Source organism: Pseudomonas tensinigenes (genome assembly GCF_014268445.2).
In the GTDB taxonomy this organism is placed as follows: Bacteria; Pseudomonadota; Gammaproteobacteria; order Pseudomonadales; family Pseudomonadaceae; genus Aquipseudomonas; species Aquipseudomonas tensinigenes.
Genome location: NZ_CP077089.1, coordinates 3655532 through 3681434 on the forward strand (window position 1 = coordinate 3655532; position 25903 = coordinate 3681434).

18 protein-coding genes and 1 pseudogene are annotated in these 25903 nt (G+C 60.1%); 16 read left to right on the forward strand and 3 right to left on the reverse strand.

Features of this window, described 5'->3' with window-relative positions; all coding sequences use genetic code 11:
- Positions 1-37: 37 nt before the first annotated feature.
- Positions 38-2392 (reverse strand): bifunctional acylase PvdQ, encoded by a 2355-nt coding sequence (pvdQ, locus tag HU718_RS16035; protein WP_225936799.1) that lies wholly within the window; start codon positions 2390-2392, stop codon positions 38-40.
- 251 nt (positions 2393-2643) lie between these two features.
- Between pvdQ and HU718_RS16040 the strand changes: the two genes are divergently transcribed.
- A complete protein-coding gene (locus HU718_RS16040) occupies positions 2644-3021 on the forward strand; it encodes a fe2+ zn2+ uptake regulation protein (RefSeq protein ID WP_150729287.1) in 378 nt (125 codons plus the stop codon).
- Between the two features lie 18 nt (positions 3022-3039).
- On the opposite strand, the gene HU718_RS16045 is transcribed toward HU718_RS16040, so the two are convergent.
- Positions 3040-3228 (reverse strand): hypothetical protein, encoded by a 189-nt coding sequence (locus HU718_RS16045; protein WP_016985231.1) that lies wholly within the window; start codon positions 3226-3228, stop codon positions 3040-3042.
- Positions 3229-3385: 157 nt separating this feature from the next.
- On the opposite strand from HU718_RS16045, the gene HU718_RS16050 reads away from it, so the two are divergent.
- From HU718_RS16050 to HU718_RS16075, 6 genes and pseudogenes are all read left to right on the forward strand, one after another.
- Positions 3386-3526, forward strand: coding sequence for a hypothetical protein (locus HU718_RS16050; protein WP_016985230.1), 141 nt, complete (start codon positions 3386-3388; stop codon positions 3524-3526).
- Between the two features lie 261 nt (positions 3527-3787).
- Positions 3788-5035, forward strand: a complete 1248-nt coding sequence (locus HU718_RS16055) for an MFS transporter (protein ID WP_186615474.1) — start codon at positions 3788-3790, stop codon at positions 5033-5035.
- Between the two features lie 10 nt (positions 5036-5045).
- Positions 5046-6176: a LuxE/PaaK family acyltransferase gene (locus HU718_RS16060; protein WP_186615475.1), complete on the forward strand. Its 1131-nt coding sequence runs from the start codon at positions 5046-5048 to the stop codon at positions 6174-6176.
- Position 6177: 1 nt separating this feature from the next.
- A pseudogene (locus HU718_RS16065) lies at positions 6178-8579 on the forward strand (aldehyde dehydrogenase family protein).
- 43 nt (positions 8580-8622) lie between these two features.
- Entirely contained in the window at positions 8623-9933 is a 1311-nt protein-coding gene (locus HU718_RS16070; protein ID WP_186615477.1) for a phenylacetate--CoA ligase family protein, read from the forward strand.
- The gene (locus tag HU718_RS16075; protein WP_186615479.1) at positions 9911-10846 is read left to right on the forward strand and encodes a GNAT family N-acetyltransferase; all 936 of its coding nucleotides are present in this window, start codon (positions 9911-9913) and stop codon (positions 10844-10846) included. The genes HU718_RS16070 and HU718_RS16075 overlap by 23 nt, the downstream gene beginning before the upstream one ends.
- A 64-nt stretch (positions 10847-10910) precedes the next feature.
- Here HU718_RS16075 and HU718_RS16080 read toward each other — a convergent pair whose 3' ends face one another.
- Positions 10911-11438, reverse strand: coding sequence for a hypothetical protein (locus tag HU718_RS16080; RefSeq protein ID WP_102900954.1), 528 nt, complete (start codon positions 11436-11438; stop codon positions 10911-10913).
- Positions 11439-11816: 378 nt separating this feature from the next.
- Here HU718_RS16080 and HU718_RS16085 point away from each other — a divergent pair, with 378 nt between their 5' ends.
- The 9 genes from HU718_RS16085 to HU718_RS16125 all read left to right on the forward strand — a co-directional run bounded on the left by HU718_RS16085 (position 11817) and on the right by HU718_RS16125 (position 25898).
- The gene (locus HU718_RS16085) at positions 11817-13808 is read left to right on the forward strand and encodes a methyl-accepting chemotaxis protein (protein ID WP_150708815.1); all 1992 of its coding nucleotides are present in this window, start codon (positions 11817-11819) and stop codon (positions 13806-13808) included.
- A 239-nt stretch (positions 13809-14047) separates the two neighbouring features.
- Complete coding sequence (locus HU718_RS16090) at positions 14048-14494, forward strand: DUF411 domain-containing protein (protein WP_077572718.1); 447 nt, start codon at positions 14048-14050, stop codon at positions 14492-14494.
- Positions 14494-14928, forward strand: coding sequence for a YqaA family protein (locus HU718_RS16095; RefSeq protein ID WP_186615715.1), 435 nt, complete (start codon positions 14494-14496; stop codon positions 14926-14928). The genes HU718_RS16090 and HU718_RS16095 overlap by 1 nt, the downstream gene beginning before the upstream one ends.
- An 87-nt stretch (positions 14929-15015) precedes the next feature.
- On the forward strand, positions 15016-16065 hold the full coding sequence (locus HU718_RS16100; protein WP_186615481.1) for an alpha/beta fold hydrolase: 1050 nt from the start codon (positions 15016-15018) through the stop codon (positions 16063-16065).
- A 13-nt stretch (positions 16066-16078) separates the two neighbouring features.
- A complete protein-coding gene (locus HU718_RS16105; protein ID WP_186615483.1) occupies positions 16079-17032 on the forward strand; it encodes a D-2-hydroxyacid dehydrogenase family protein in 954 nt (317 codons plus the stop codon).
- Between the two features lie 619 nt (positions 17033-17651).
- Positions 17652-19238, forward strand: coding sequence for a glycogen synthase GlgA (gene glgA, locus HU718_RS16110; RefSeq protein ID WP_186615486.1), 1587 nt, complete (start codon positions 17652-17654; stop codon positions 19236-19238).
- A gap of 17 nt (positions 19239-19255) precedes the next feature.
- Positions 19256-21058 carry a malto-oligosyltrehalose trehalohydrolase gene (treZ, locus tag HU718_RS16115; protein ID WP_186615488.1) on the forward strand — a complete coding sequence of 601 codons (1803 nt, stop codon included), beginning with the start codon at positions 19256-19258 and terminating at the stop codon, positions 21056-21058.
- Positions 21055-23133: a 4-alpha-glucanotransferase gene (malQ, locus tag HU718_RS16120; RefSeq protein ID WP_186615490.1), complete on the forward strand. Its 2079-nt coding sequence runs from the start codon at positions 21055-21057 to the stop codon at positions 23131-23133. Before treZ ends, malQ begins: the two co-directional genes overlap by 4 nt.
- Positions 23130-25898: a malto-oligosyltrehalose synthase gene (locus HU718_RS16125; protein ID WP_186615492.1), complete on the forward strand. Its 2769-nt coding sequence runs from the start codon at positions 23130-23132 to the stop codon at positions 25896-25898. The genes malQ and HU718_RS16125 overlap by 4 nt, the downstream gene beginning before the upstream one ends.
- The last annotated feature ends 5 nt before the right edge of the window (positions 25899-25903 follow it).

Below are 25903 nucleotides of genomic sequence, written 5' to 3' on the forward strand. Positions count from 1 at the left end.
ATGCGGCCTTCAGTTTGTTCTCAGGTCACGCAGCAGTTCACTGCGCGGCTACTTTCCCCGCCTTGTCCAGCGTCTCGCGAATGGTCTGCACCTGATACTGCGGATCGGCCTTGATCTGCTGCTCGGTGAAGGGCAACACACTCCATTGTTTCTTCGAAAAGGCCTCGGTCTGATCCCGCGAATACTTCGATGCCGGATCGCTCGACAGCGAAAACGCCAGCAGGCCCTGCGCGTGCGGCCCTTTTTCATCGAACGTCACCACTTGCAGGTAGCTGGTACCGCTGACCACCTCAAGCTTGCCGTCCTCGCGGGGCACGCTCTGGATGGCGTTGTAGATCCCCAGCTGACCCGGCCCGCCATGAATCGGTGTCTGTTGCCCGCCACTGCTGACCACCTGGATATCGCCCCAGCGGGTTTGCGGTTTGAGGCCCATCTTGTTCGTCGCTGCGACCGAAGCCAGCATCGCCTCTCGCAGCGACTGTGCCACGGCCGGCTGCTCGACCGCGAGACCGCGCGGGGTGTGTTGCGCGTCTTTCGGATCGAAAGCGACGCGCCAGATATCCGCTGAATGTTGCATTGCCTGCATGATGTTCTGGAAATGCACCAGACCCAGACCCGAGTCCAGATTGGCGCGACCGTCCCATTCCTTCAGGCTGGTGCAGACCGGTTTCAGAGTCCTGGCATCGGCGCCAAGGTCAGCGGCGCAGAACTTCAGCAGATCCGGTACGACCTGGGCCGCCAGATACACCTTATCGTCCATGACCATCTGCTGCAGGTCCTTCACTCCCAGCGGACCTTTTTTACTCAGGCTGCCCAGGCGATCCAGCGCAAACCGCGAACGCATGCCCAACGGTTGACCGTCCTGACTGATCAGTGGCGAGAAGCCGGTGAGCGGCTGTGCCGGGTTGACCAGCCACGCGGAATCATTGGAGTGCTGGATAAAATCCTTGCGCAACAGTTGCGGCAGTTGGCTGGACGCATAAATGCCCTTCTGTGCAGCTTGCGGGTCGACGTCCCAAGCGCAGGCGCTGTTGGAACCGTCGAGCAGAATCATCTGCGTCCCGGCGCGCGGGTCGCTGCACTTGGCCAGTTTCTCGGCGTTGACGTTGGGCACCACCGACAGATTCATGTACAGCGTCTGGCCCTTGTCATCCACAGCGAGGGTATTGACCCACGGGATGCCCTGGATCTTGTGCACCGAGTCCTGCAGTTGCTCAAGCGAGGAAGCCTGGTTCATCGCATACCACTGCGTCAGCACGCGGTCATTGTCGAGGTTGGCATCGCGCAGGCTGTAAGCGAATTGATTATTCCAGTCGAGCTTGCCGGGCCATTGCACAACCGGGCCGAACTGCGAGCTGTAAATATCGTGCGCTACGGGCACTACCTGGCCATCGGCCTGCTTGACCTGGACAGTCACCGTCTGTTTGCTCATCGGCAACGATTTGCCGTCGAGCAGATAACGCGTCGGATCTTTCGGGTCCAGTTGCAGACGATACAGCGTGAAGTGCTTCGAGGAATCGACCGTGTGGGTCCAGGCCAGATGCTGGTTAAAACCGATATTGATCATTGGCAGGCCCGGCAAGGCTGCGCCCATGACATCCAGCTTGCCGGGAATGGTCAGATGCATCTGATAGAAACGCATGGCGCCGACCCACGGAAAATGCGGGTTGGCCAGCAGCATGCCGCGACCGTTGAAAGAACGCTCGCTGCCCACCGCCAGGGCATTGCTGCCACGATCGAGGGCAAATCGCTGCTGACGTGTATCAGCCAGCTGAAAGGCCTGTGCATCCTGGACACGCTGCGCAGTCGCCTGCGGCGGTGTCGCGCCCGCCAAGGCTTCGGCGAACTGTCCGACACCACCTTCAACCAACAGTCGACGGGTCAACTTGACCAGGTCTGCCGAGGTGATATCGCGCACCCACTCACCCTGACATTGCTGCGGCAGGCCTTGCTGACGTCGCTCGGCGAGATAGTGGTTATAGCCGGCAGCGTAACCTTCGACCAGATCACGCACCTGGGCCGGTTGCGCCTGCCAGAAGGTGTTGACTGCTTCGGGGGGATTGAGCCAAGTGAAGAAGACGTCGCTGACGCGGTTCGGGCGTGCTTCGACAGTCACCTGGTCCGGGCCGAAATAGCGCGAACGCAGGCCGTTGACCGTGACGATCTCGTTGGCCAACAGGCAGAGATTGTCCTGTGCATAGGCATACCCGATGCCAAAGCCCAGGCCTCGCTCATCCTGGGCGCGGATATGCGGTACGCCAAAACCGGTACGACGGATTTCGGTACCGGTCTCGGCCGATGAACTCGGGCTGAAGGCATAGGCCGACACGCTGAATCCAAGAAACACACCGGCGAAGGCCAGTCCGGTCAATCGTCTGGAAAGAATGGTCACTGTAACTCCTGATCGAATATCAAAACCTGAGGGCGCAACGCATCCGTGCGCAGGGAGACTCCACAGGTAACGAAGATCAGGGAAAAAGATTTACCGCGACTCACGAAGATTTGTCTCGCAATCACGGAGAGAAGACAAATCGGCGACAAATTTTCTACATTTTTTCTTTCATGATTTGTCGTGCTCAAACGTCTTGTTTAGAGAGAGCAAGAAAACCCTTTCCCGATCAGGCTCTGAAAAGGAGTAATCGCATGTACAACTCGCACCTACCAATGGACGGTAGCCAGGCCCCCCAAGGAGCTTCCATGAGCCCACACGCGAGCGATTTCGGGCAACGCGGCGAACGTCACGGTAACGAACGCATTCGCCTGTTGCTGAAGAGTTTCGGTCTGCGCACCAGCCTGATTCGCCTGAAAGTCATCGACGCGCTGCTGCTGGCGGCGCAAAGCGACCGTCGCCTGGGGGTACGCGGTGTCCACAGCCAATTGCTGGATCTGGATATTCCGCTGTCCTTCCTCAGCGTACGCGAAGTGCTCAAGCGTTTGTGCGCCGAAGGTGTGATCACCTTCAATGCGGACAAGAGCTACAGCCTGCATCCACAGGCTGCTGCCGTCCTCAACAACGATTGAAACGTGTAACGAACGCCGTCAGGGCTTGACCTTGCGGCGCATCACGCCGTTGATCACCACCACGACCACCGCCACACCGATGGCGATGTACTGAAAGGTCTTTTCATCGATCTTCCCGGCGTTTTGCAGCCAGGACAGACCGAGCATGATCGCCAGTACGGACACGGCGATCACAATCGAATAAATCAAGCGTTGCTTCTGGGTCATTACGGTTTCCTGAAACTTTGGAATGTATCCGGTTTGTATCCGCTTGCATGCCATGCGCTTACCGTTTTACGGGGATGCGCCGTGACAAACGGGGTCTCATGTTACAGCCGATGAAGAGTTTTGGCTTCATGACGGCATCACCATGAGGATTTTTCAAATGTTGCGTCGAATCACCTGGCTGATTCCCGTTCTAGCCCTGCTGACCCTGAGTGGATGCATCATCTTCCCCCACGGCGGTTGGCATGACGACCACCACCGTTACGACCGGGGAGGCCCTGGCTACTACCAGCATCGTTAGTGTGAATACTTCGCCCTGCCCGCTCGTCCAAGATTCACCCTGCATTCACCTCGTTAGTTCACTCAAATAAACAATGCCCGCCCCTGTGCGGGCATTTTTCATTCCACCGACCTTCGAGCGTATTTATCTTCCGCTGTTTTTGGATCCAACTAATACGCTGCAAGCATTTGAAATTTAATGTCTTAGCAAACAACTAGGTCAGCCACTTGGCTAGCTCTAGTCTCTGCATGCCTTTTTCAACACACACAGACAAGGATGTGTATGCAGAGAACACTTATAACAATCGGGCGACGCCAGGTTATCGGATTTTGTCTGGCACTGACTGCGTTTGAACTGCTGACGTATATGGCCAGTGACCTGGTCATGCCGGCCATGCTGGATGTCACGACAGAACTTCAGGCCGACATTCGACATGTTCCCAACGCCTTCAATCTCTACTTGCTGGGGGGTATCTGCCTGCAATGGTTGATGGGGCCGCTCTCTGATCGTTGGGGGCGACGACGCCTGTTATTGATCGGATGTGCAATATTCGGTGTGGCCTGTTCGGCCGCTTTTGCCGCTCACAGCATTGAAGCTTTCAATCTGTTGCGCCTGCTACAGGGTATGGGACTGGGCTTCGTCATTTCGGTCAGTTATCCGGCACTGCAGGAGGTGTTCTGCGAGGCTGATGCCGTACGTCTCATGGCCTTGCTCGGCAATGTCGCGCTGCTGTCACCGTTGCTGGGGCCGTTGCTGGGCAGCCTGCTTCTGCAATGGCTGAACTGGCGCGAGTTGTTTTTGGCGTTAGGCCTTGTCGCAGCGATGGTCTGGCTGGGGCTCTACGCCTGGATGCCGGAAACCGTGGGCGTCATACGTCGTGATGGGCAACATCAGGCGCCGATACCTTTTTCCCTGAAACGCACGCGACAGCGCTACCTTGCCTTGCTCGGCAATCGCCGGTTCTTCGGTGCGAGCCTTGCGTTAGGGCTGATGAGCCTCCCCCTGATCGCCTGGATCGGCCTGTCGCCGATACTGCTGATCCAGCTGCTGGGCCAGACGCCACTGGAATACGGGCTGTGGCAGATGCCGATTTTCTCCGCCGTCATCGTCGGCAACCTGATTCTTAACCGCTTACTGGTCACGCACGCCTTGCCCGAGTTGATCAGGATCGGCCTCTGGCCGCTGTGCATGGGGCTCGTGGCGTTGCTCGGTTGCGCATTATTGGCTGCCGGCCCCGTACCGGTGGTGGCCAGCCTGGCGCTCTACGGCGTCGGACTGGGCATCTGCAACGCCACTCTGTATCGACTGGCGCTGTTCTGTACCGAGGACAGCAAAGGGTTGGTCTCGGCCATGATCGGCATGATCTCCATCGCCGTCATGGGCCTCGGCGCCTCACTCATTGCCGCGATCGGCGGCGGCACACGCCTTGACTTCTTTGCGCTCTTGTCCGCCCTCGGTGGCCTGACATGCCTGCCCTTGCTGCACGGGTTCTTGCACGACGCCAAAGCCGCTTCTACCAAAGCTCAATAAAGGAATATTGATGATTCACTTACCCTCAAGCGACGCGCTCTGCGCATTGCCGCGCCCTTACTGTCAAGACTCCGTACCGCCGGGGTTGTTCGACCGGGCCATGGCCGAGATCAGCCGCTTTCACTGCCAGCAAACACCCGGCTATGAAGCCTGGATCAATGCCAACGGACTGCACCTCAATGATCTCGACAGTCTCGATGACTGGTCACGATTGCCCCCTGTCTTCGCCAACTTTTTCAAGCAGCGACTGTTGCTCAGCAGCGTCGGCGAGGACGCACTGGAACTGACATCCTCCGGCACCAGCGGACAGAAAAGCCGTATGCGTTACGACGAACGCAGTCTGGCGGGTGCGCAATGGATGGTTGCGCAGATATTTCGGCATTACGGCTGGGACACCGCGGATACGCCCTGCAACTACTTGCTGCTGAGCTACGAGCCACAAGGCCGGATCAGCCTGGGCACCTCGTTCACCGATCAGTTCCTGTGCCGTTTCGCCCCGGTCAACCGTGTGGTCTACGCCCTGCGCAGCACTGGCGAGGGTCATCAGTTTGACGTTTTCGGCGTCATCAGTGCCTTACAGGCGTTTGCCGAAGAAGGTCTGCCGGTGCGAATCCTCGGCTTCCCGGCGTTTCTCTGGCAGGCCCTGCAACGCATGCAGGCCCTCTGCATGCCAGACCTTGAGCTGCCTGCAGAGTCGCTGGTGTTTTTCGGCGGCGGCTGGAAAACCCGGGCCGCCGATGAAATCCCCAGGCAGCAGTTGTACAGCGCCATCCATCGTCAGCTGGGCATTGAAATATCCCGATGCCGCGATGGCTATGGTGCCGTGGAGCACGCCGTGCCTTACATCGAATGTGCCCGGCATCGTTTCCATGTCCCGGTCTACTCAAAGGTGTTCGTACGCAATCCGACGGACTTCTGCGTTCAGCCTTATGGCCAGCAAGGCTTGCTCGGATTCGTCTCGCCCTACATTTCTTCCAGCCCTGCACACTCGGTGGTGATGAGCGATCTGGCAACGCTGCACCCTGGCACGAGTTGCGATTGTGGACTTGCCAGCGACTGGTTCGAACTCCATGGCCGGGCAGGCACCACGGCCGGCAGAAGCTGTGCCATGGCGGCTGCGCAATTGCTGGGGAGCCATTGATATGTACTTGATCAACGGCCAACTGCACGACGCTTTCAGCTTCGACGAAGCGCTTGCCTGCCTTCACGCCGATCTGGCGCAACACCTCGCTACCCCGCTGCAAAGCAGCACGGTCATCCACGCTGCCACTCACTTCGCAGAACGACTGCGCAGCGCCGACTCCGCACTGCCACTCGATGCCGAGCAACGCCAGGCATTGATCGACTTCTGCGAGCCGCAGGCGTTACACAGCAAACTGCTGCGCGAACTCGGCGCGCAGCCCGACTCATTGCGCCGTATCGATTATCGGCAAGCACGTTTCGAACGCTGGAGCCCGCTTGGCCTGGTGGTCCACATTACGCCGGGCAACGCGCCGTTGCTGGCGTTCTGCGCGGTGCTGGAAAGCCTGCTGGCCGGCAACGTCAACTGGTTGCGCCCCAGCAGCAGCGATGAAGGGCTGACCGCCCGCCTGCTCGGCGCCTTGCTGCACTGCGATCCGAGCGGCCAACTGGCTGGTTATATCGCCGTACTGCCAGTGAGTACGGCGCAAATCGCATCACTGTGCAAACACGCCAATGGCGTCGCGGCCTGGGGGGGTGAAGCGGCCCTGCAAGCGATTCGCCAACAGATTCCGGCCGGGTGTCGCTGGATCGACTGGGGGCACCGCATCAGCTTCGTCTATCTGACGCCCGATGCAGCCACCCCGGAGAATCTGGACGCCGTGGCTGACGAAGTCTGTCGGCTGGATCAGCAGGCCTGTTCCAGCCCGCAGTGGTTGCTGGTGGACAGCGACGATCCGCAGGTACTGCGCAAGATCGGGGAACGTTTGTCTGCCGCCTTCGAACGCCGCGCCGGGCATTGGCCGGCACTGTTGCCGACGCTGCAGGAGGCCGCGCAAATCACCACGCACATGCAAATGGCACGGTTGGGGCACAGCTTCGCCGAGCAAACCGGGGAAATCTGGCACGCACCGGCTGGCAGGTGATCTGGACGCATGAACGTCAACTCACGCCCTCACCGCTGTTTCGCAGCGTACTGCTGCATCCGGTACCCCGGTCACTGATCACTGCCACGTTGCTGCCATGGCGCAATGTCCTGCAAAGCTGTGCGCTGGTGTGCGGCGACAGCCAAATCAGCGAACTGGCACGTACATTGATCGCTGCGGGTGTCACGCGAATCACGCAGGTCGCTGGCATCCACGAGGGCTATGACGGCGAACCCCATGACGGCGTCTATGCGTTGCAGCGGCTAAGCCGACGCGTCTCGGCCAGCTTGCCCTGCGGTGTGCTTGCCAGCCACGCCACCCTCGATCAGCCATCGCAGCCGATGACGTTGCACGGCCAGCCCATCATGGACAAGGCCGCCTTCACTGCCCAGCCGCTGAACGCTTCGGCGCAATTGTATTTTCGCTCTGGAGGCAGCAGTGGCACGCCGGCGCTGTCGGTCTATAGCTACCAGGACTTTCACCGGCAGATGCGTGCCACGGCTGACGGTTTGTTCGCCGCCGGCCTGGATCCGACGCGTGACCGAGTGATGAACCTGTTCTTTTGTGGGGGGCTGTACGGCGGGTTTCTCAGCTTTGCCAAAGTGCTCGAGTTGCTCGACATCACGCACCTGCCAATGGCCGCACCGTCCGATGACGACTACCGGGAAATCGCCGAGCTGATCATCAGTCAGCGGGTGACGGTGTTGATCGGTATGCCCAGCACGCTGCATCGGCTGTTCCTTGACGAACAGCCACGGTTGCAAGCTTACGGCGGGGTCGAAAAGGTCTTTCTCGGTGGCGAGCATCTCAGTGAACACAGCCGCGACTTGCTGCGCAGTTGTGGGGTTTCCAGCATCCGCTCGGCGATTTACGGCAGTGTCGACGCCGGGCCGCTCGGCCACGCCTGCCAGGCCACGGGCGATGGCGTTTTTCATTTGATGAATGACACCCAGCATCTGGAAATCGTGGCCCTGGACAGCGATCAACCTGTGGCCGGCGATCAGGTCGGCCGCTTGCTCTTCACATCGACCGCACGCCAGGCTCAGACCGTTATGCGCTATGACATAGGCGACACCGGTCGCTGGTTGTCAGGCCCCTGCCCCTGCGGGCTGACATCGCCGCGCTTCGAGCTGCTGCAGCGCCACGGCAAGCTGATCCGCATCGGCACCGACTTCATTTCATTGAGCGAATTGGCGGTGCACCTGCAGGTGCCATTTCAACTGCGGCTGGATCATGCCGCCGATGGCCTCGAACGTATGCGCGTGTGTAGCGAACTGCAAGCGGCCGACGCGCAGGAACGGCTTTCCGGTTACTTGACCTTGGCGACCCTTGTCGAGACCGGTCTGTTGATCGTGGAGTTTGAAGTCTGCGCAATCGAAAACTTCATTCGAAACACACACAGCGGCAAGACGCCGATATTGATTGATTCACGGCGCTGACACTTTCTGCGTTCGATCTGACAACTATAAAAAGGCTGACCTATTGAAAACTTCTGAACCGCTGAACGAGTTGATCACTTTCGCTCGTCAGCATTCGCCGTTCTATGCGAAACATCTGGCAGATGTACCCCATCAAGTAACTTCACTGACGCAACTGCCGCTGATTGAGCCTCTTGCTTATTGGCAAAACAGTCAGTCACTGGATCATTGGCCGGTACTGACCGCGACCCACGAGCGCGCACTGGTGTTCAAAACCGGCGGTTCGACCAGCGCCGGAAAACTCTCCGTGTATACCCAGCGCGAGTGGCGTCGTTTGGTAACCGAGTTCGGCACAAGCCTCAGCTCGCAGTTCAAACCGGGTGATCGGGTAGCCAATCTGTTCTTCGCCGGCGACTTGTATGCCAGCTTCCTGTTCATCCACGATTCATTGGCGCATGTCGCCGTGAATATCACCGAGTTTCCGTTCACCGGCGACGTCGACTCATGTGTTCTGGCGCAATCGATCGAGCAGCACCGGATCAATGTGCTGGCAGGTTTGCCCGCCCACCTGCTGACGTTCGCCGAATGGCTCAAACGCCGGGAGCAAACAATGCCCGGCATCGACACCCTTCTGTATGGCGGTGAAAGCCTGTTCGCGTCGCAGCGCGAACTGCTCGAACGAGCGTTCCCCGATGCGCGCATTGCGTCGATCGGTTACGCCAGCGTCGATGCGGGCTTCATCGGCAGCAGCCAGCGCGACTGTGAAGAAGACGAGCATCGCATGCATGAGCACCACGCCCTGCTGGAGATCATCGATGAACACTCCGGCGAAGTCATCGAGACCTGCGATCGCACCGGTTTGTTGGTGTTGACCAATCTTGACCGGCGCTTGATGCCGCTGATTCGCTACCCGGTTGGCGACCGGGCCTGTTGGCGAGAGCCCCCCGGCGCAGCGCAACGCAAATTCGCCCTGAAGGGCCGTAGCGCCAGCAGTCAACGCGTTCGCGTGGGGATTGTGTCACTGATACCAGAAGACATCGGCCAGATGACCCGAAGCATCGCCGCCAGCGATGATTGGCAATTGGTCATTGAACAGTCCGGGCACAGGGATGTGCTGAAGCTGAGATGGGTGGCGACCGCGCAATCTCCTGCCACGACCGAGGTCGATCGGCAGCTGAGAACCGAGTTGATCGCGCATTACCCGTTGATCGCGCAACTGCAGACCGATCATCTGTTGGTCCTGCACATCGAGTGCTGCTCGCTTGAGGATCTGCCGCGCCACCCCCGCTCGGGCAAATGCCTGCGCGTGCTCGATCTGCGCTGCTATGGAACGAGGAACAAGGAGGTGCCGGATGGAACCGTTGATTCTGCGTAACTATCGCGACAGCGATGCCGAGGCCGTCAGTGTGCTGTTCCGTCAGGTGTATGGCGACCATTACGTGCAACCCCATGTCTACCTGCCGCACATGATCAGCCAGAACCACGCCGACAAACGCTGGCACTCGCTGGTCGCGGTGACCGGCGAACAGATCTGCGGGCACGCCACACTGTTTCGCGACACCCACTCACCCATCGCGGAACTGGCCCTGAGCGTGGTTCACCCTGATACCCGGGGCCAAAACATTGCCACCCGCCTGGGCCAGCAACTGCTGACTCACGCACAGGCGCTGGGCTGTCACAACGTATCGATCAAGCAAGTGACTCATCATCCGTATACGCAGCGGATGGCCATCAACCTCGGTTTTCAAAACACCGGATTGCTGCCCGATTACGTCCCATCGCCCTTCGGCAGCCCGGCGCCAGAGTCGATCGTTGTGGGTTGCCGCATGATTGACGGCTATCGCCGCCCGCTGCCCCGACAGACCTGGCCAGACAGTTGCCGGGACTTCATGCAGCATTTATGTCGGGCTTTCGGTACGCAGGAACGAACCAGTCGCTGGCATGGTGCAGCGATTCGTCTGGAACAACACGCTAATCGTTATGACATGTACCTCAAGCATCTGCGGCCCGCCCTGCTTGAACAGATACGCGAATTGCCCCGGCACTGGCTGATTTCGATCCGGCTCAGACTGTCACAGCAATTTGCCTGGGACCTGAGCAGGCTCGCAGCTGTCGGATTTGTCTTTACCGGGCTGGCACCCGCCGAAGGCAAGGAAGAGGGATGGCTGGCACTGTTTCACCGAGGTTACCGGCTGCGCGGGTTGACACTGCAATGCCCGCACATGCAGCAGTTACATGATCAGGCTCAGCAGCAACTCGCCCTGCACCTGAGCGAAACGCCGCGGTGACTTGAACGCATCGTGGGTCTTGCGAAATGACCCGCGCAATATGAGCGGGTCATTTTCTGTAGCCTCAAGCCTTGGCTTTGATGCCGTCTTTAGGGGGAAGCGGCGCGTTGCCTTCACCATAAGTCTTGAGGTTTTGCAGAACGTAGATCGCTTTTTTGAATTCAGGGATCAGGTTCTTGCCGTACGCGTTGCCATTGAGACCATTATTCTGGATCGCATCGAGCTGAGTCGCGAAATACTCCAGTGCGTTGAATTTGGCATCAATGTCTTTGGTCACACCGAAACGGTCGAACTTGTCGCCGGCATTCATCAGCGTGAAAGAGGTGATCTCCGAAATCAGCCCTCGGCTGCGCAGCATGGCGCTGAGGTTGCCCATTTGCTTGACCGAGACGTTAGTCGGATCGAAGCCCTTGATATTCTTGCGCAGGCCTTGCTTGTCCATTTCGGCGACATTCAAGGCATTTGGATCGTTGCCGACCATGGTGAGCATCTGCTGCACCTTGACACTTTGAGACACCTGTTTCTTCGCGCCGGTATTGCGCACCATCACGCCAGCCTTGCTCTCCCAACCGCCAACAATGCCGATTGTCATGAGAAAACTCCCTGTGAAATAAACATGAAATGTCCTTCGTTGAACCATTCGGATGCCGGGGAGTATCTACCGGCCACGTAATGGCACCAAACCTTTTCATGCATTTTTTTACAATTCTCGTACATTCTCGATACAAACCAGCAATGCCCATGGATGCTGGCTCGCGAGGCGCCCGTTACACGGTTTCGAAAAGATTTTGCGCCCTGACAGACGCGTGAGTCAGCTTCATGTATCAACGCCGATACTGACCAGTCGTCAGCGCGCGCCTTTTTAGTACGCCTGTACCTCAAGCTTCCCGATGTAGCGACGATACGTTAGGGACACCCGCACTGTTTTACCCCGCCCCTAATAAGAATCGCAGCTCAAGGACCGGTTTCCATGCCCGCACTCCGCACTATTCAGGCTCGTTACACGCTGTTTCTGGTTCTGTTCATCCTGTTGCTGTCGGTACTGACCGTGGTCGGCATCAGCCAACTGGTCGCCCCCAAACTGCGTCACACCGAAGAACAGGTAGTGCTCAACCGCATCGCCGAAGTGGCCGAGCAGATTCAGGGCGAGTTGAACAAAGTGCAGGCGCAACAGCGCAGCATCACCCAGACCATCCCGTTACTCGACAGCGCAGCCATCGACTCGGTGTTGCCGGGGCTGGTGGATCAGTACGGCGAGCTGAAAGTATTCGGCGGCGGGATCTGGCCGCTGCCGGGGCAGCGTGAAGCCGGGCGTAACAAATTCAGTACGTTCTGGCACCGCGACGCGTCGGGCAAACTGGCGGTGAACACATTCTGGAACAGCGACGCGGCGCCCAACTATTACGACCAGAGCTGGTACAAGGGTGGCATGGCCACGCCACGCGGTCAGTGCGCATGGGCAGCGGCTTACAAGGACGACGCCAGCGCCGAACCGCGCACCAACTGCGCCATGGCGATCCAGAAAAACGGCAACGCCTGGGGCGTATCGACCATTGACGTGACGCTAGGCTTCTTCAACGACCTGGTGGCTCGCAAGGAAAAAGACCTCAACGCCGAAATGCTCATCGTCGAGGCTGACGGCAAGATCATCAGCAACAGCTCGCGTATCAGCGGCCCCATCGTGCTGAAAAACATCAGTGAACTGGCCGCCAGTTCGACCTTCGCCAGCCAGGTCAAGGCCGGCCTGCAAAACCGCGAGCAGGCGCAACGTGTCGAATTCGACAACGAAGGCCAGGACAGTACTTTTTTCATGCGCCCGATCGAGGGTACGCCGTGGTTCCTGGCGACCGCCCTGCCGACCAAAATGCTCACTGCCCAACGTGACGACGTCCTCAGCACTCTGAGCCTGTTGCAGATTCCGATGGTGATTTTGTTGGTGCTGCTGCAGCTGTATGCGATCCGTCAGTTGGTGCAGCGCATGAAAGCGTTGAAAGCCAACATTGATTTGCTGTCCAGCGGCGATGCCGATCTGACCCGACGCATCACCATCCGCGCCGAGGACGAACTCGGCGCGATCGGACACTCGGTCAATACCTTCATCGCCTACCTGCAAAACATGATCGGCGAAGTCACCCAGGCCACGGGGGCAATGGCGTCGAGCCTCGACAACCTGCAACGCACCTCGGCCCACACCAGCCAGATCCTGCTGCGTCACGCCTCGGAAACCGATCAGACCGTTACCGCCATTACCGAGATGAGTTCAACTGCCGAGAGCGTCGCGCAAAACGCCGCCGAGACCGCTGCGTTTACACAGCGCGCCAACGAAAACGCCGACCGTTCACGTGTGGTCGTGGGCGAGGCGACCAACAGTGTGGTGGCGCTGATCGACGAAGTGGCCAGCGCCACACATAAAGTTGAAAACATGCAACAGGATGCGCAGCGCATCACCGAGATCCTCGGGGTGATCGGCGCGATTGCCGGCCAGACCAACCTGCTGGCCCTCAACGCGGCCATCGAAGCGGCTCGTGCCGGTGAACAGGGTCGAGGGTTTGCCGTGGTGGCCGACGAAGTCCGCGCCCTCGCCGCCCGGACACAGGCCAGTACGTCCGAAATCAACGAAATGTTGACCCGCCTGACGCAGGGCGTGAGCTCGTCGGTCAGCGCCATGGAAAACACCCAGGCCAGCTGTCAGTCGGCTGCCGACGCCACTGCCCGGGTCAACTCGGGCCTGGATGAAATGGCCGGTTCGGTCAGCCACATCAACAGCCTCAGCACGCAGATCGCCACGGCCGCCGAGCAACAAAGCGCCGTGACCGAAGAGATCAACCGCAGCATGGTGCAGATCCGCCACATGGTCGATGAGCTGGTGCAGAGCGGCAAGGCCAGCGAGCTCAACACCCACCAACTGCTTGAGGCCAATAGCCGGGTGAGCGCGATCATGGGGCGTTTTAAAGTCCGTTGATCTCTGCTTCCCACAAGGGTTTTCTGCCCAATAGATAACCCTTGTGGGAGCGAGCCTGCTCGCGAAAGCAATCTTTCAGTCCCCGCTTCAGTGTTTGAGCTACCGCATTCGCGAGCAGGCTCGCTCCCACAGGTTGGTGCTGCGTTTTGCAACAACTGGAAACATTGCGTTGATGCCAGACGGGAAAAACCGGTCAAAATGCGTTCTTTTCTGATCGTCAGCCGAGCCGAGAATCCGTTATGCGAACCCATCTGCGTCTGGTCGCCTTGAGCGCCCTGTTCATCTCCTCCCTGGCCCAGGCCGCCGATCTGATCCCGATCGAAGTCCATCGTGACGCCAATTGCGGCTGCTGCAAAAAATGGATCAGCCACCTCGAAGCCAACGGCTTCAAAGTCGAAGATCACGTCGAAAGCGACATGAGCAGCTTCAAGCAACAACATGGCGTTCCCCCGCGCCTGGCCTCGTGCCACACCGCAATCATCAACGGCAAATTCGTCGAAGGCCACGTGCCGGCGGAGCAGGTCTTGGCCCTGAGCAAGCGTGACGATCTGCTCGGCGTCGCCGCACCGGGCATGCCGATGGGCTCGCCGGGCATGGAAATGGACGGCATGAGCGATGCCTATCAGGTCATCGGCCTGAAGAAGGATGGCGCTGACGTCGTCGTGGCGGATTACCCGGCCCATTGATCGGCGCCGCTTACTTCGGGCTGTTCTTTGCCGCGTTCGGTGCAGCGACCCTGCTGCCGCTGCAGTCCGAGGCAGTGCTGGTCGGTTTGATCGTCAGCGAGCGCTACTGGCTGTGGGGTCTGCTCGCGGTGGCAACGCTGGGCAATGTGCTCGGCTCGCTGGTCAACTGGTGGCTGGGCCGTGGCCTCGAGCGCTTTCAGGATCGACGCTGGTTTCCGGTCAGCCCCGCGCACATGGCCAGGGCGCGCAAACACTATGAGCGCTACGGACATTGGTCGTTGCTGCTGAGCTGGTTGCCGATCATTGGCGACCCGCTGACGCTGATTGCCGGCGTCATGCGCGAACCGCTCGGGCGCTTTCTGGTAATTGTCACTCTGGCCAAAGGTGCCCGTTATGGCGTGCTGGCCATGCTGACCCTGGGCTGGCTGGGTTGAACGTTCGGGCGCGGGCATTGCCTGTGTTTAACGTCGGCATAATCCAGCCGTTCCAGCATCGGCCAATTTCAAACGGAGTTTGACCTTATGCCTGTCACGTTTTCCCGTTGGCTTCCCTCCTTGCTCCTCTGCGCCGCCCTGCCCCTGTCGGCGCAGGAGGCCACGTCAACCGCAGCCGCGCCGGAAGGCCCGGCCTATGGCCCGGAGTTGCAAGGCTTCGAATACCCTTACACGCTTAAACACTTTGCGTTTCAGTCTCAGGGCAAATCCCTCCAGATGGGTTACATGGACGTCGCCGCCCACGGCAAGGCCAATGGCCGCACCGTGGTGCTGATGCACGGCAAGAATTTTTGCGCAGCGACCTGGGACAGTTCGATCAAGGCATTGAGCGAGTCCGGTTACCGGGTGATCGCGCCGGATCAGATCGGCTTCTGCACCTCCAGCAAACCTGACAACTATCAGTACAGCTTCCAGCAACTGGCGACCAACACTCAGCAATTGCTCAAAGCGCTGGGCATTCAGAAAGCCACGCTGCTCGGCCACTCCACCGGCGGCATGCTCGCCACCCGTTACGCCTTGCTGTTCCCCGAGCAAGTCGAGCAATTGGCATTGGTCAACCCGATCGGTATGGAAGACTGGAAAGCCCTTGGCGTGCCCTATCGCACGGTGGATCAGTGGTATCAGCGCGAACTGAAAGTCAGCGCCCAAGGCATTCGTGATTACGAACGCACCACCTACTACGACGGCCGCTGGAAACCGGAATTCGATCGCTGGGTCGACATGCTCGCCGGCCTGAGCAAAGGCCCGGGCAAGACCCAGGTCGCGTGGAACTCGGCGCTGATCTACGACATGATTTTCACCCAGCCGGTGTACTACGAGTTCAAGGACCTGAAGATGCCGACCCTGCTGCTGATCGGCACCTCCGACACCACCGCCATCGGCAAGGACCTCGCACCGCCTGAGGTGAAAGCGAAAATCGGCCACTATGAGGTGCTCGGCAAACAAGTGGCCAAGCTGATCCCGCAGTCGACGCTGGTGGAATTCCCCGGCATGGGCCACGCACCACAGATGGAAGAACCGGCGCAGTTCCACAAGGCCCTGCTCGACTGGCTGAATACATCCAATCCCGTTCGTTGATGAGGTAAGGCTGATGGCGGTGCAGATTGCAGTAATCGATGACTGGCAGGACGTGGCCCGCGATGTGGTCGACTGGTCGGTGCTCGATAGCCTCGGTGAAGTGACGTTCGAGCATGATTACCCGGCCGACAACGCGACACTGGCCGAGCGCCTGGGCCGCTATCAGGTGATTTGCGTGATGCGCGAGCGCACGCGGTTCGATGAAGACCTGCTCAAGCGTCTGCCCAATCTGAAACTGCTGGTTACCGGTGGCATGCGCAACGCCGCGCTGGACATGCAGGCCGCGGCAAAACTGGGCATCAAGGTCTGCGGCACTGACAGTTACAAGCATGCGGCACCCGAGTTGACCTGGGCGCTGATCATGGCGGCCACACGCAATCTGGTGAAAGAAGCCAATGCCCTGCGCGACGGTCAGTGGCAGCAAGGGCTGGGCGGCGACCTGCACGGCAAAACCCTCGGGATTCTTGGTCTGGGCAGCATCGGCCAGCGGGTCGCGCAATTTGGTCAGGTGTTCGGCATGAAGGTGATCGCCTGGAGCGAAAACCTCACCGCCGAACGGGCTGAACAGGTTGGCGTGACGTACGTGAACAAGCAGCAACTGTTCGAGCAGGCCGATGTGCTGTCGGTGCATCTGGTGCTCAGCGAGCGCAGTCGCGGGCTGGTCGATGCGCAGGCGTTGGGCTGGATGAAGCCGACGGCACTGCTGGTCAACACCGCGCGCGGGCCGATTGTCGATGAAGCGGCACTGATCAAGGCCTTGCAGAAACAGCACATTGCCGGCGCCGCGCTGGATGTGTTCGAACAGGAGCCGCTGCCGGCCATGCACCCGTTTCGCACACTCGACAATGTGTTGGCGACCCCGCATGTGGGGTATGTCAGCCGGCAGAACTATGAACAGTTCTTTTCGCAGATGATCGAGGATATTCAGGGATGGGCGGCTGGGGAGCCGGTTCGCCTGTTGAATTGAGACCTTCATGAATACGGTGGTGTAGCGACCATTGCCTTCGCGAGCAGGCTCGCTCCCACAGGGGATCTTCAGTGGGCAGAAAATCTGTTCCCGGCGCAGATCCAATGTGGGAGCGAGCCTGCTCGCGAACGGGCACTCACTGTCTCCCCATCAACAAACTGCCCGCACCACAACAGTGCAACCGCGCTACCCGCTAGCACAAAATCGTGACCGACCAGTCACCGTTTTGGCCCTCCCTCGTAGAAAAACCTGCACTTCGTCGGTGCGTTTCACCCTTCCAAGCGCGGTTTTCGCTGACTGCCAACCGATTGTCGAACAATTTACCCATTTGCTCTGGCCCGCTCTAGGATCTGGCCTAGACTGACTTTCGCGGGGTAAAACCGACCAGTCACATTGCCGAAAAAAACTCGAAACTTTTGCGCGCAGCGGCGGGTCATCTGAAAGGCGGGGCCAAAGCGACTGGTGCAATCCTTGCAACGGCCCGTTCACCCATTCTGCTTGCGCGTGTTGGGTAGCGTTTGCTCACCGATGCGTGGCGCGTTTGCGCCCGGCCACAGGACTTGGCCATGGACATCGCTTGTTCAAGACAAGAATCAGATCAACGAGACGGGAGATTCATATGATCAGTGCGGCATTGGATATTCAGGGAGAGCGTGCTCAGCGGGCGGTTGGTGAATCGAGCACCATCAGTGTTCCCGGCAGCCGACAGATCAACGTCCCCGGCACCAAAACGCTGACTCCGGTAGCGAGCCAGAACCCCAACAAGAAAAAAGTGTTGTTTGTGACCTCGGAAATCGCCGATCTGGTCAAGACCGGCGGCCTGGGTGACGTGTCAGCCGCCCTGCCCCGGGCCATGGCCCACCTGCACGACGTGCGCGTGTTGATCCCCGGTTACCCGCAGGTGATGCACAGCGAAAACCCGATTCACATCATCGGCGAACTCGGTGGCCATGCCGCGCTGCCACCGTGCAAGATCGGGCGCATGGACATGCCGGACGGGCTGGTCATCTACGTGTTGATCTGCCCTGAACTTTACGAGCGTGAAGGCTCGCCTTACGGCGCCAACAACGGTCGTGACTGGCCCGATAACCACATTCGTTTCGCACGCTTAGGTCTGGCCGCTGCCGACATCGCCGCCAACCTCGCGCAAATTCACTGGTGCCCGGACCTGGTGCACGCCCATGACTGGCCGGCCGGCCTCGCACCAGCTTATATGCACTGGCGCGGGCAGCGTACGCCGACCCTGTTCACCATTCACAACCTCGCTTATCAAGGTGTGACCAGCCTCGGCTCCTGCCCTGAGCTGGGCATTCCCAACCATGCCCTGCAACAGGAAGGCATGGAGTTCTACGGCAAGATGTCGTTCCTCAAGGCCGGCATGGCCTATTCAAGCCATATCACCACGGTCAGCGCCACTTACGCGCAGGAAATCACCACCCCGGATTTCGGCTGCGGCCTCGACGGTTTTCTCGCCGCCAAGACCCAGCAAGGCTTGCTCAGCGGCATCCCCAACGGCATCGATGAAAGTTGGGACGCTGCCACCGATCCGCACCTGTTCGCGCCATTTGCCATCGGTGACTGGGAAGGCAAAGCGGTCAACGCAGCGCATGTGCGTGAACTGTTCGAACTGAATGACTCCGAAGGCCCGCTATTCGCCGTGGTGTCGCGGTTGGTCTATCAAAAAGGTCTGGACCTGACGATAGCGGTATCCGAGTACATCGTTAAAAACGGCGGCCAGATCGCCATCATCGGTCGCGGCGAACCGGAAGAAGAACAAGCCATGCGCGAGCTGGCGCTGCGTTTTCCAGGACAGATCGGTGTGCGCATCGGCTTCAACGAAACCGACGCCCGACGCATGTTCGCCGGCAGCGATTTCTTGCTGATGCCTTCACGCTACGAGCCTTGCGGTTTGAGTCAGATGTACGCCCAGCGCTTTGGTTCGCTGCCAGTGGCGCGCAATACCGGCGGTTTGGCCGACACCATTGAAAATGGTGTCACCGGTTTCCTCTTCGATGAGTCCACCGCTGAAAGCTATCAAGAGGCCCTGAGCCGCGCGTTCAAGGTCTTCGCGTTTCCCGAACTGCTCAATGCGATGCGCTGCCGGGCGATGGCCGCGCCATTCAACTGGTGCAAAGCGGTTGAACCGTACGCCGAACTTTACGAACAACTGGTGGCCAAGGCGCTGGGTAAAGCGCACCACAAATAATCAGGGAGTTTTCAACGATGCCGTTACGGACCCAAGAGAACTGGCCCCACGGCGCGATCAAGCTGGACGCCGAACACACACAATTTGCGCTGTGGGCACCTGACGCGTTTTACGTAAGCGTTGAATTGGAAGATGGCCAGTCGCTGCCGATGCTGCCCCAGGCAGACGGCTGGTTTGTGATCAACGCCCGCTGCCCGGCGGGTACACGATACCGCTACAACATCGATGGTGAACTGGAGGTGCCCGACCCTGCCTCCCGAGCCCAGGATGGCGGTCTCGACCGCCACAGCGTGGTGGTCGATCCGCTGGCTTATCAATGGCGCCACACTGCCTGGCAAGGTCGGCCGTGGAGCGAAGCGGTGATCTACGAGTTGCACGTCGGTGCGCTCGGCGGTTTCGCTGAAGTCGAACAACATCTGGCGCGCCTCGCGGGCCTGGGCATCACCGCCATCGAACTGATGCCGCTGGCGCAGTTCCCCGGCGATCGCAATTGGGGTTACGACGGTGTTTTGCCCTACGCACCGCAAGCCTCCTACGGCACCCCGGAACAACTCAAACACCTGATCGATAGTGCTCACGGCCACGGTTTGGCGGTGATTCTTGACGTGGTCTACAACCACTTCGGCCCTGATGGCAATTACCTGCACCGCTACGCCAAAGGCTTTTTCCGCGAGGACAAACACACGCCATGGGGCGCAGCGATCGATTTTCGTCGCAGCGAAGTTCGCGAATTCTTTATCGAAAACGCCCTGATGTGGTTGCTCGAATACCGCTTCGACGGTCTGCGCCTGGATGCGGTGCATGCCATCGAAGACCCGGATTTCCTCACGGAGTTGGCCCAGCGCATTCGCGCGCAGATCGACCCGAGCCGCCACGTCTGGTTGACCGTGGAGAACGAACTCAACCAGTCCAGCCTGTTGGAATACGACTACAACGCGCAATGGAACGACGACGGCCATAACGCCCTGCACGTCCTGCTCACTGGCGAAACCGACGCCTATTACGCTGACTACGCCGCACAACCCACCGAACAATTGGTGCGCTGCCTCAGTCAGGGGTTTGTCTTCCAGGGCCACATCACCCGCCACGGCGAACCGCGCGGCGAGCCCAGCGAACACCTGCCGTCCACGGCATTCGTGCTGTTCCTGCAGAATCACGATCAGATCGGCAACCGTGCGTTCGGTGAGCGTCTGCATCAACTGGCCGATCCGCGCGCCGTGCAGGCAGCGACCGTGTTGTTGCTGCTATCGCCAATGATTCCGTTGATGTTCATGGGCGATGAGTTTGCCGCCGAACAGCCGTTCCAGTTCTTCACCAGTCACCACGGCGAACTGGCGAAACTGGTGCGCGAGGGGCGACGCAATGAATTCGCCGCATTCAGCGCCTTCACCGATCCGCACAAGCGCGAGCAGATTCCCGACCCGAATGGCGAAAAAACCTTCCACGCCTCACAGCCAAGGTTGATCGGCCATGGCAGCGAAAAACAGCAGGAAACCCTCGCGCTGTACCAGAAGCTCCTGCAGTTTCGCCATCAATACATCATTCCCCATCTGTCCGGCACGCAAGCGCTCGGCGCCCATATGCTCGGTTATGGCGCGGTCAGTGCGCGCTGGCGTCTGGGCAATGGCAGCGAGCTGCGAATTGACCTGAACCTCAGCGACACGCCAGTGGTCAACCCTCCACAGACCGAGGCCGTGTGGTTGTTTCAACAGCCAGCCACCGTCGATCTATCGGAATCGGGCGTACTGCCCGCGTATTGCGCGCTTGTCAGCCTCACGGCCGCAACCCCTTTGCAACCTCTGGATGGAGAGCGCCTATGAGCGATGCGCAACTGGAAATACTCGCAAGCCGCGCCGGCCTCGCCGTCGACTGGATCGACGCCAACGGCCGCCCGCAGAAAGTCGCCCCGGCGGTGCTGCGCAATGTACTGATCGGCCTCGGCCACCCCGCCAGCACGGCGCAGGAAATCGACGCTAGCCTGCTGGAACTGCAAGCCGTGCAACAAGACCGTCACTTGCCGCCGCTGTTGACCGCCGATGTCGGGGTCGGCGTCGATCTGGCGCGGTACTTCGCACCGGAGACGCCGTGTGAAATCCACCTTGAAGACGGCTCGCGGCTGAACCTGAAACTCGATTCCGAAGCGATATTGCCGGGGCTGATCCCGGTCGGCTATCAACAGGTACACATCAGCGATCAGTATTTCACCCTGGCCGTGGCCCCGGAGCGCTGCTTCAGCGTCGGCGATGCGGTGGACAATCCGATTCCTCGCGTCTGGGGTCTGAGTGCGCAGCTGTATTCCCTGCGCCGCCCCGGCGACGGTGGTTTCGGCGACACCCAGGCGCTGGAAGACCTGGTGCGCGTGGCGGGTGAACGCGGCGCCGATGCGCTGGCGATCAGCCCGCTGCACGCCATGTTCAGCGCCGACACCGGGCGCTACAGCCCATATTCGCCATCCAGTCGGTTGTTCCTCAATTCTCTTTACGCAGCACCCGGGGCCATTCTCGGTGAGCGCGCCTTGCGTGATGCGATCGACGCGGCCGGACTGGCCGAGCAGTTCGCGCAACTGGAAGACCTGACGCTGATCGACTGGCCGAGCGCCGCCGACGCCAAGCAAAAGCTCCTGCAAGCCTTGTACGAAGGTTTCATCGCCGGTGACCATCCGTTGCACCCGGACTTCGCCAGTTTCCGTCACGCCGGTGGCGAAGCACTGGAAAACCACTGCCGCTTCGAAGCGATTCAGGAAATGCGCGCCGCCCGTGGCGAAAACCTCGACTGGCGGCAATGGCCGGAGCACTGGCACGACCCACGCGGTGCAGCGCTGGAAGCCTTTGCCGAAGAGTACGCCGAACGCATCGGCTATTTCGCTTTTTGCCAATGGCTGATCCACCGCTGCCTGGAACGTGCGCAAACCGCCGCCCGCAGCGCTGGCATGGGCATCGGCCTGATCGCCGACCTCGCCGTTGGGGCCGATGGCGCCGGCAGTCAGGCCTGGAGCTTCCAGGATGAGTTGCTCGCCTCGCTCACCGTCGGTGCGCCGCCGGACATTCTCAATCGCTCCGGTCAGGGCTGGGGCATTTCCGCGTTCTCCCCCGAAGGCCTGATCCGCAATGGTTTCCGCGCTTTCATCGACATGCTGCGGGCCAACTTCGCCCATGCCGGCGGCTTGCGCATTGACCATGTGATGGGCCTGCAACGCTTGTGGGTGATCCCCAACGGCGCCGCCCCGGCCGATGGCGCGTACCTGTATTACCCGGTGGACGATCTGCTGCGATTGTTGACCCTTGAATCCCATCGTCATCAGGCCATCGTCCTCGGCGAAGACCTCGGCACCGTGCCCGACGGCCTGCGCGAAAAACTCAGCGCGCGGGGGATGCTCGGCATGCGCGTGCTGTTGTTTGAACAGGACAACACTTATTTCAAACCGATACTCGACTGGCCGGACAACGCGCTGGCGACCACCAGCACCCACGACCTGCCGACACTCAACGGCTGGTGGCATGGCCGCGACATCGACTGGAATGCGCGCTTGGGGTTTGTCGATGCCAACGGTGAAATCGAATGGCGGCACCACCGGCAACGTGAGCGCGAAGGCTTGCGCAACGCCTTGAGTCAGGACCCGCAGAATTTTCGCGAGGAGTCCCACGAGGCCGATCAAGTGGTCGATGCCGCTGTGCGTTTTCTCGGCCACACCCGCGCACCACTGGTGCTGTTACCGCTGGAGGATGCGTTGGGCATCAACGAGCAAGCGAATTTTCCGGGCACCATCGACGCCCATCCGAACTGGTCGCGGCGTTTGCCCGGCACCAGTGAAGCACTGCTCGATGACGCCGACGCCGCGCGACGTCTGGAACTGCTCGCCTGTGCGCGTCTTCAGGCTGCCGAGCGTGACCAATGAATCAAACGCTCATTCAGCCCCTGCGCGCGACCTTGCGCCTGCAATTTCATAAAGGTTTCACTCTGGAACAAGCGGTGCCGCTGGTGCCGTACTTTGCCAGTCTTGGTATCAGCCACATTTATGCCTCGCCGCTACTCGCGGCGCGGGCCGGCTCGATGCACGGCTACGACGTGGTCGACCCAACGCAAGTCAATCCCGAACTCGGTGGCGAAGCGGCGCTGCGGCGCCTGGTCAGCACCCTGCGCGAACACAACATGGGGCTGATCCTCGACATCGTTTCCAATCACATGGCCGTCGGTGGCAACGATAACCCGTGGTGGCTCGACCTGCTGGAATGGGGCCGACTCAGCCCTTACGGCGAGTTCTTCGACATTCAGTGGCATTCGCCGGACCCGTTGATGGAGGGCCAGTTGCTGCTGCCGTTTCTCGGCAGCGATTACGGCGTGGCCTTGCAGGAAGGCACGCTGAAATTGCAGTTCAACGCGCAGACCGGCAGCTTTTACGTCGAGCACTACGATCATCATTTCCCGATCTGCCCGAGTGACTACGGTGAGATCCTCAAACACCAAGAGACGCTGAAATCCCTCGCTGACCGGTTCAGCACGCTCAGTTATCAGACCGATGCACATTCGCTGGCGATGCCACTGAAGGAAGAGCTGCGCGAACTGGCGAGCGATCCGCAGACGCTTGAATCGATTCACAGCAACCTTGAGCATTTCGACTCAACGACCGAAGCAGGCTTCCAGGCGCTGCATCAGTTGCTGGAGCGGCAAAGCTATCGCCTCGCCAGTTGGCGCACGGCGGCGGATGACATCAACTGGCGGCGCTTTTTCGATATCAACGAACTCGGCGGCCTGCGTGTCGAGCGCCCGGCAGTGTTCGAAGCCACCCACGGCAAAATCTTCCAGTTGATCGCCGAAGGCTTGGTCGACGGTTTGCGCATCGACCACATCGATGGCCTCGCCGACCCGCGCGGCTACTGCCGCAAACTGCGCCGCCGGGTCGATCTGCTGGCACCGGGCAGGCACTTGCCGATCTACGTCGAGAAGATCCTCGGCGCCGGTGAAACCCCGCGCCGCGACTGGACGGTGGATGGCACCACCGGTTACGAGTTCATGAATCAACTATCGCTGCTGCAACACGACCCGGACGGCGAATACGTCCTCGGTGATCTGTGGCAACGGCGCACCGAACGCCCGGCTGCTTTCATCGAAGAAGCGCAACTGGCGCGTCAGCAGATCCTCAACGGTTCACTGGCCAGCGATTGCGAAAGCGTCGCCCAGGCCCTGCTGCAAGTCGCCCGCGATGACCTGATGACCCGCGACCTGACACTCGGCGCGATTCGCCGGGTGTTGCAGGCGTTGATCGTGCATTTCCCGGTGTACCGCACTTACATCAGCGCCATGGGCCGCTCGGCGCAGGACGAAGCATTTTTCCAGCAGGCCATGGATGGTGCCCGGCAGACTCTGAGCGAAGCCGACTGGCCGGTGCTCGACTGCGTGGCCGGTTGGCTGGGCGGGACCCCATGGCGGCAAAAACTGCGCGGGCGCTCACGCAAGATTCTCAAGCATGCCTGCGTACGCTTTCAGCAACTGACTTCACCGGCAGCGGCCAAAGCCGTGGAAGACACCGCGCTGTATCGCTCGGCGGTGCTGCTGTCACGCAATGACGTCGGTTACAACACCGAACAGTTCAGTGCCCCGCTCAGCGACTTTCATGCCGTCAATCAGCAACGGCTGGACGCGTTCCCCGACAACTTGCTGGCCACCGCCACCCACGATCACAAACGCGGCGAAGACACCCGCGCGCGTCTGGCCGTGCTCAGCGAGCGCAGCCACTGGTACGCCGAGCAGATCGAATTGTGGCGCGCCCTCGCCCGCCCGGTGCGGGTTGACGAGCAAATGCCGTCAAGCGGCGATGAACTGATCCTCTATCAAGCGTTGCTCGGCAGTTGGCCGCTGCAACTGCGCGACGACGATCAGGCCGGGTTCGCCGACTACGCCAAACGCATCTGGCAATGGCAGCAGAAAGCCCTGCGCGAAGCCAAGCTGCAAAGCAGTTGGAGCGCGCCGAACGAAGCCTATGAAAACGCCGCACAGGCATTCACGGAAAAACTCCTCACCGGAGAGGAAGGCGAACTGCTGCGTGCCGCGCTGAGCAAGACGGTCAACAGCATCGCCGCCGCCGGCGCGCTCAATGGTTTGGCGCAAACCTTGCTGCGCATGACCGTGCCGGGGGTGCCGGATCTGTATCAGGGCAATGAGTTCTGGGACTTCAGCCTGGTCGATCCGGACAACCGCCGGCCGGTGGATTACGCCGCTCGTGAACACGCCTTGCAGGAGCCATTGCCACCTGGGGAACTGTTGGCGAATTGGCGTGACGGGCGCATCAAGCAAGCCTTGATCGCCGAAGTGCTGAACCTGCGTGTCGAGCATGCCGAGCTGTTCCGCCGGGGCAGCTACCAGGCCCTGGAGGTACTGGGTAGTCAGGCGCACAACGTGCTCGCGTTTGCCCGCGAGCACGAGGGCAAGCAGGCCATCGTGATCGTGCCGGTCCGTTGCGCAACCCTGCTGGAAAACGGTGCTGTACCTCAGGTCGATGCGCTGCGCTGGGGCGATACGCGGGTGGTTTTACCGTTCGCCGCCTCTGCGACAAACCTGAAGGGACTTTTTTCAAGCAGCGCAGTCACAAAAAACAGGGAGCTGAATATCAGCGACGCGCTGGGGGATGTCCCGGTCAATCTCTTTATCCAACACTTAACGTAAGCATG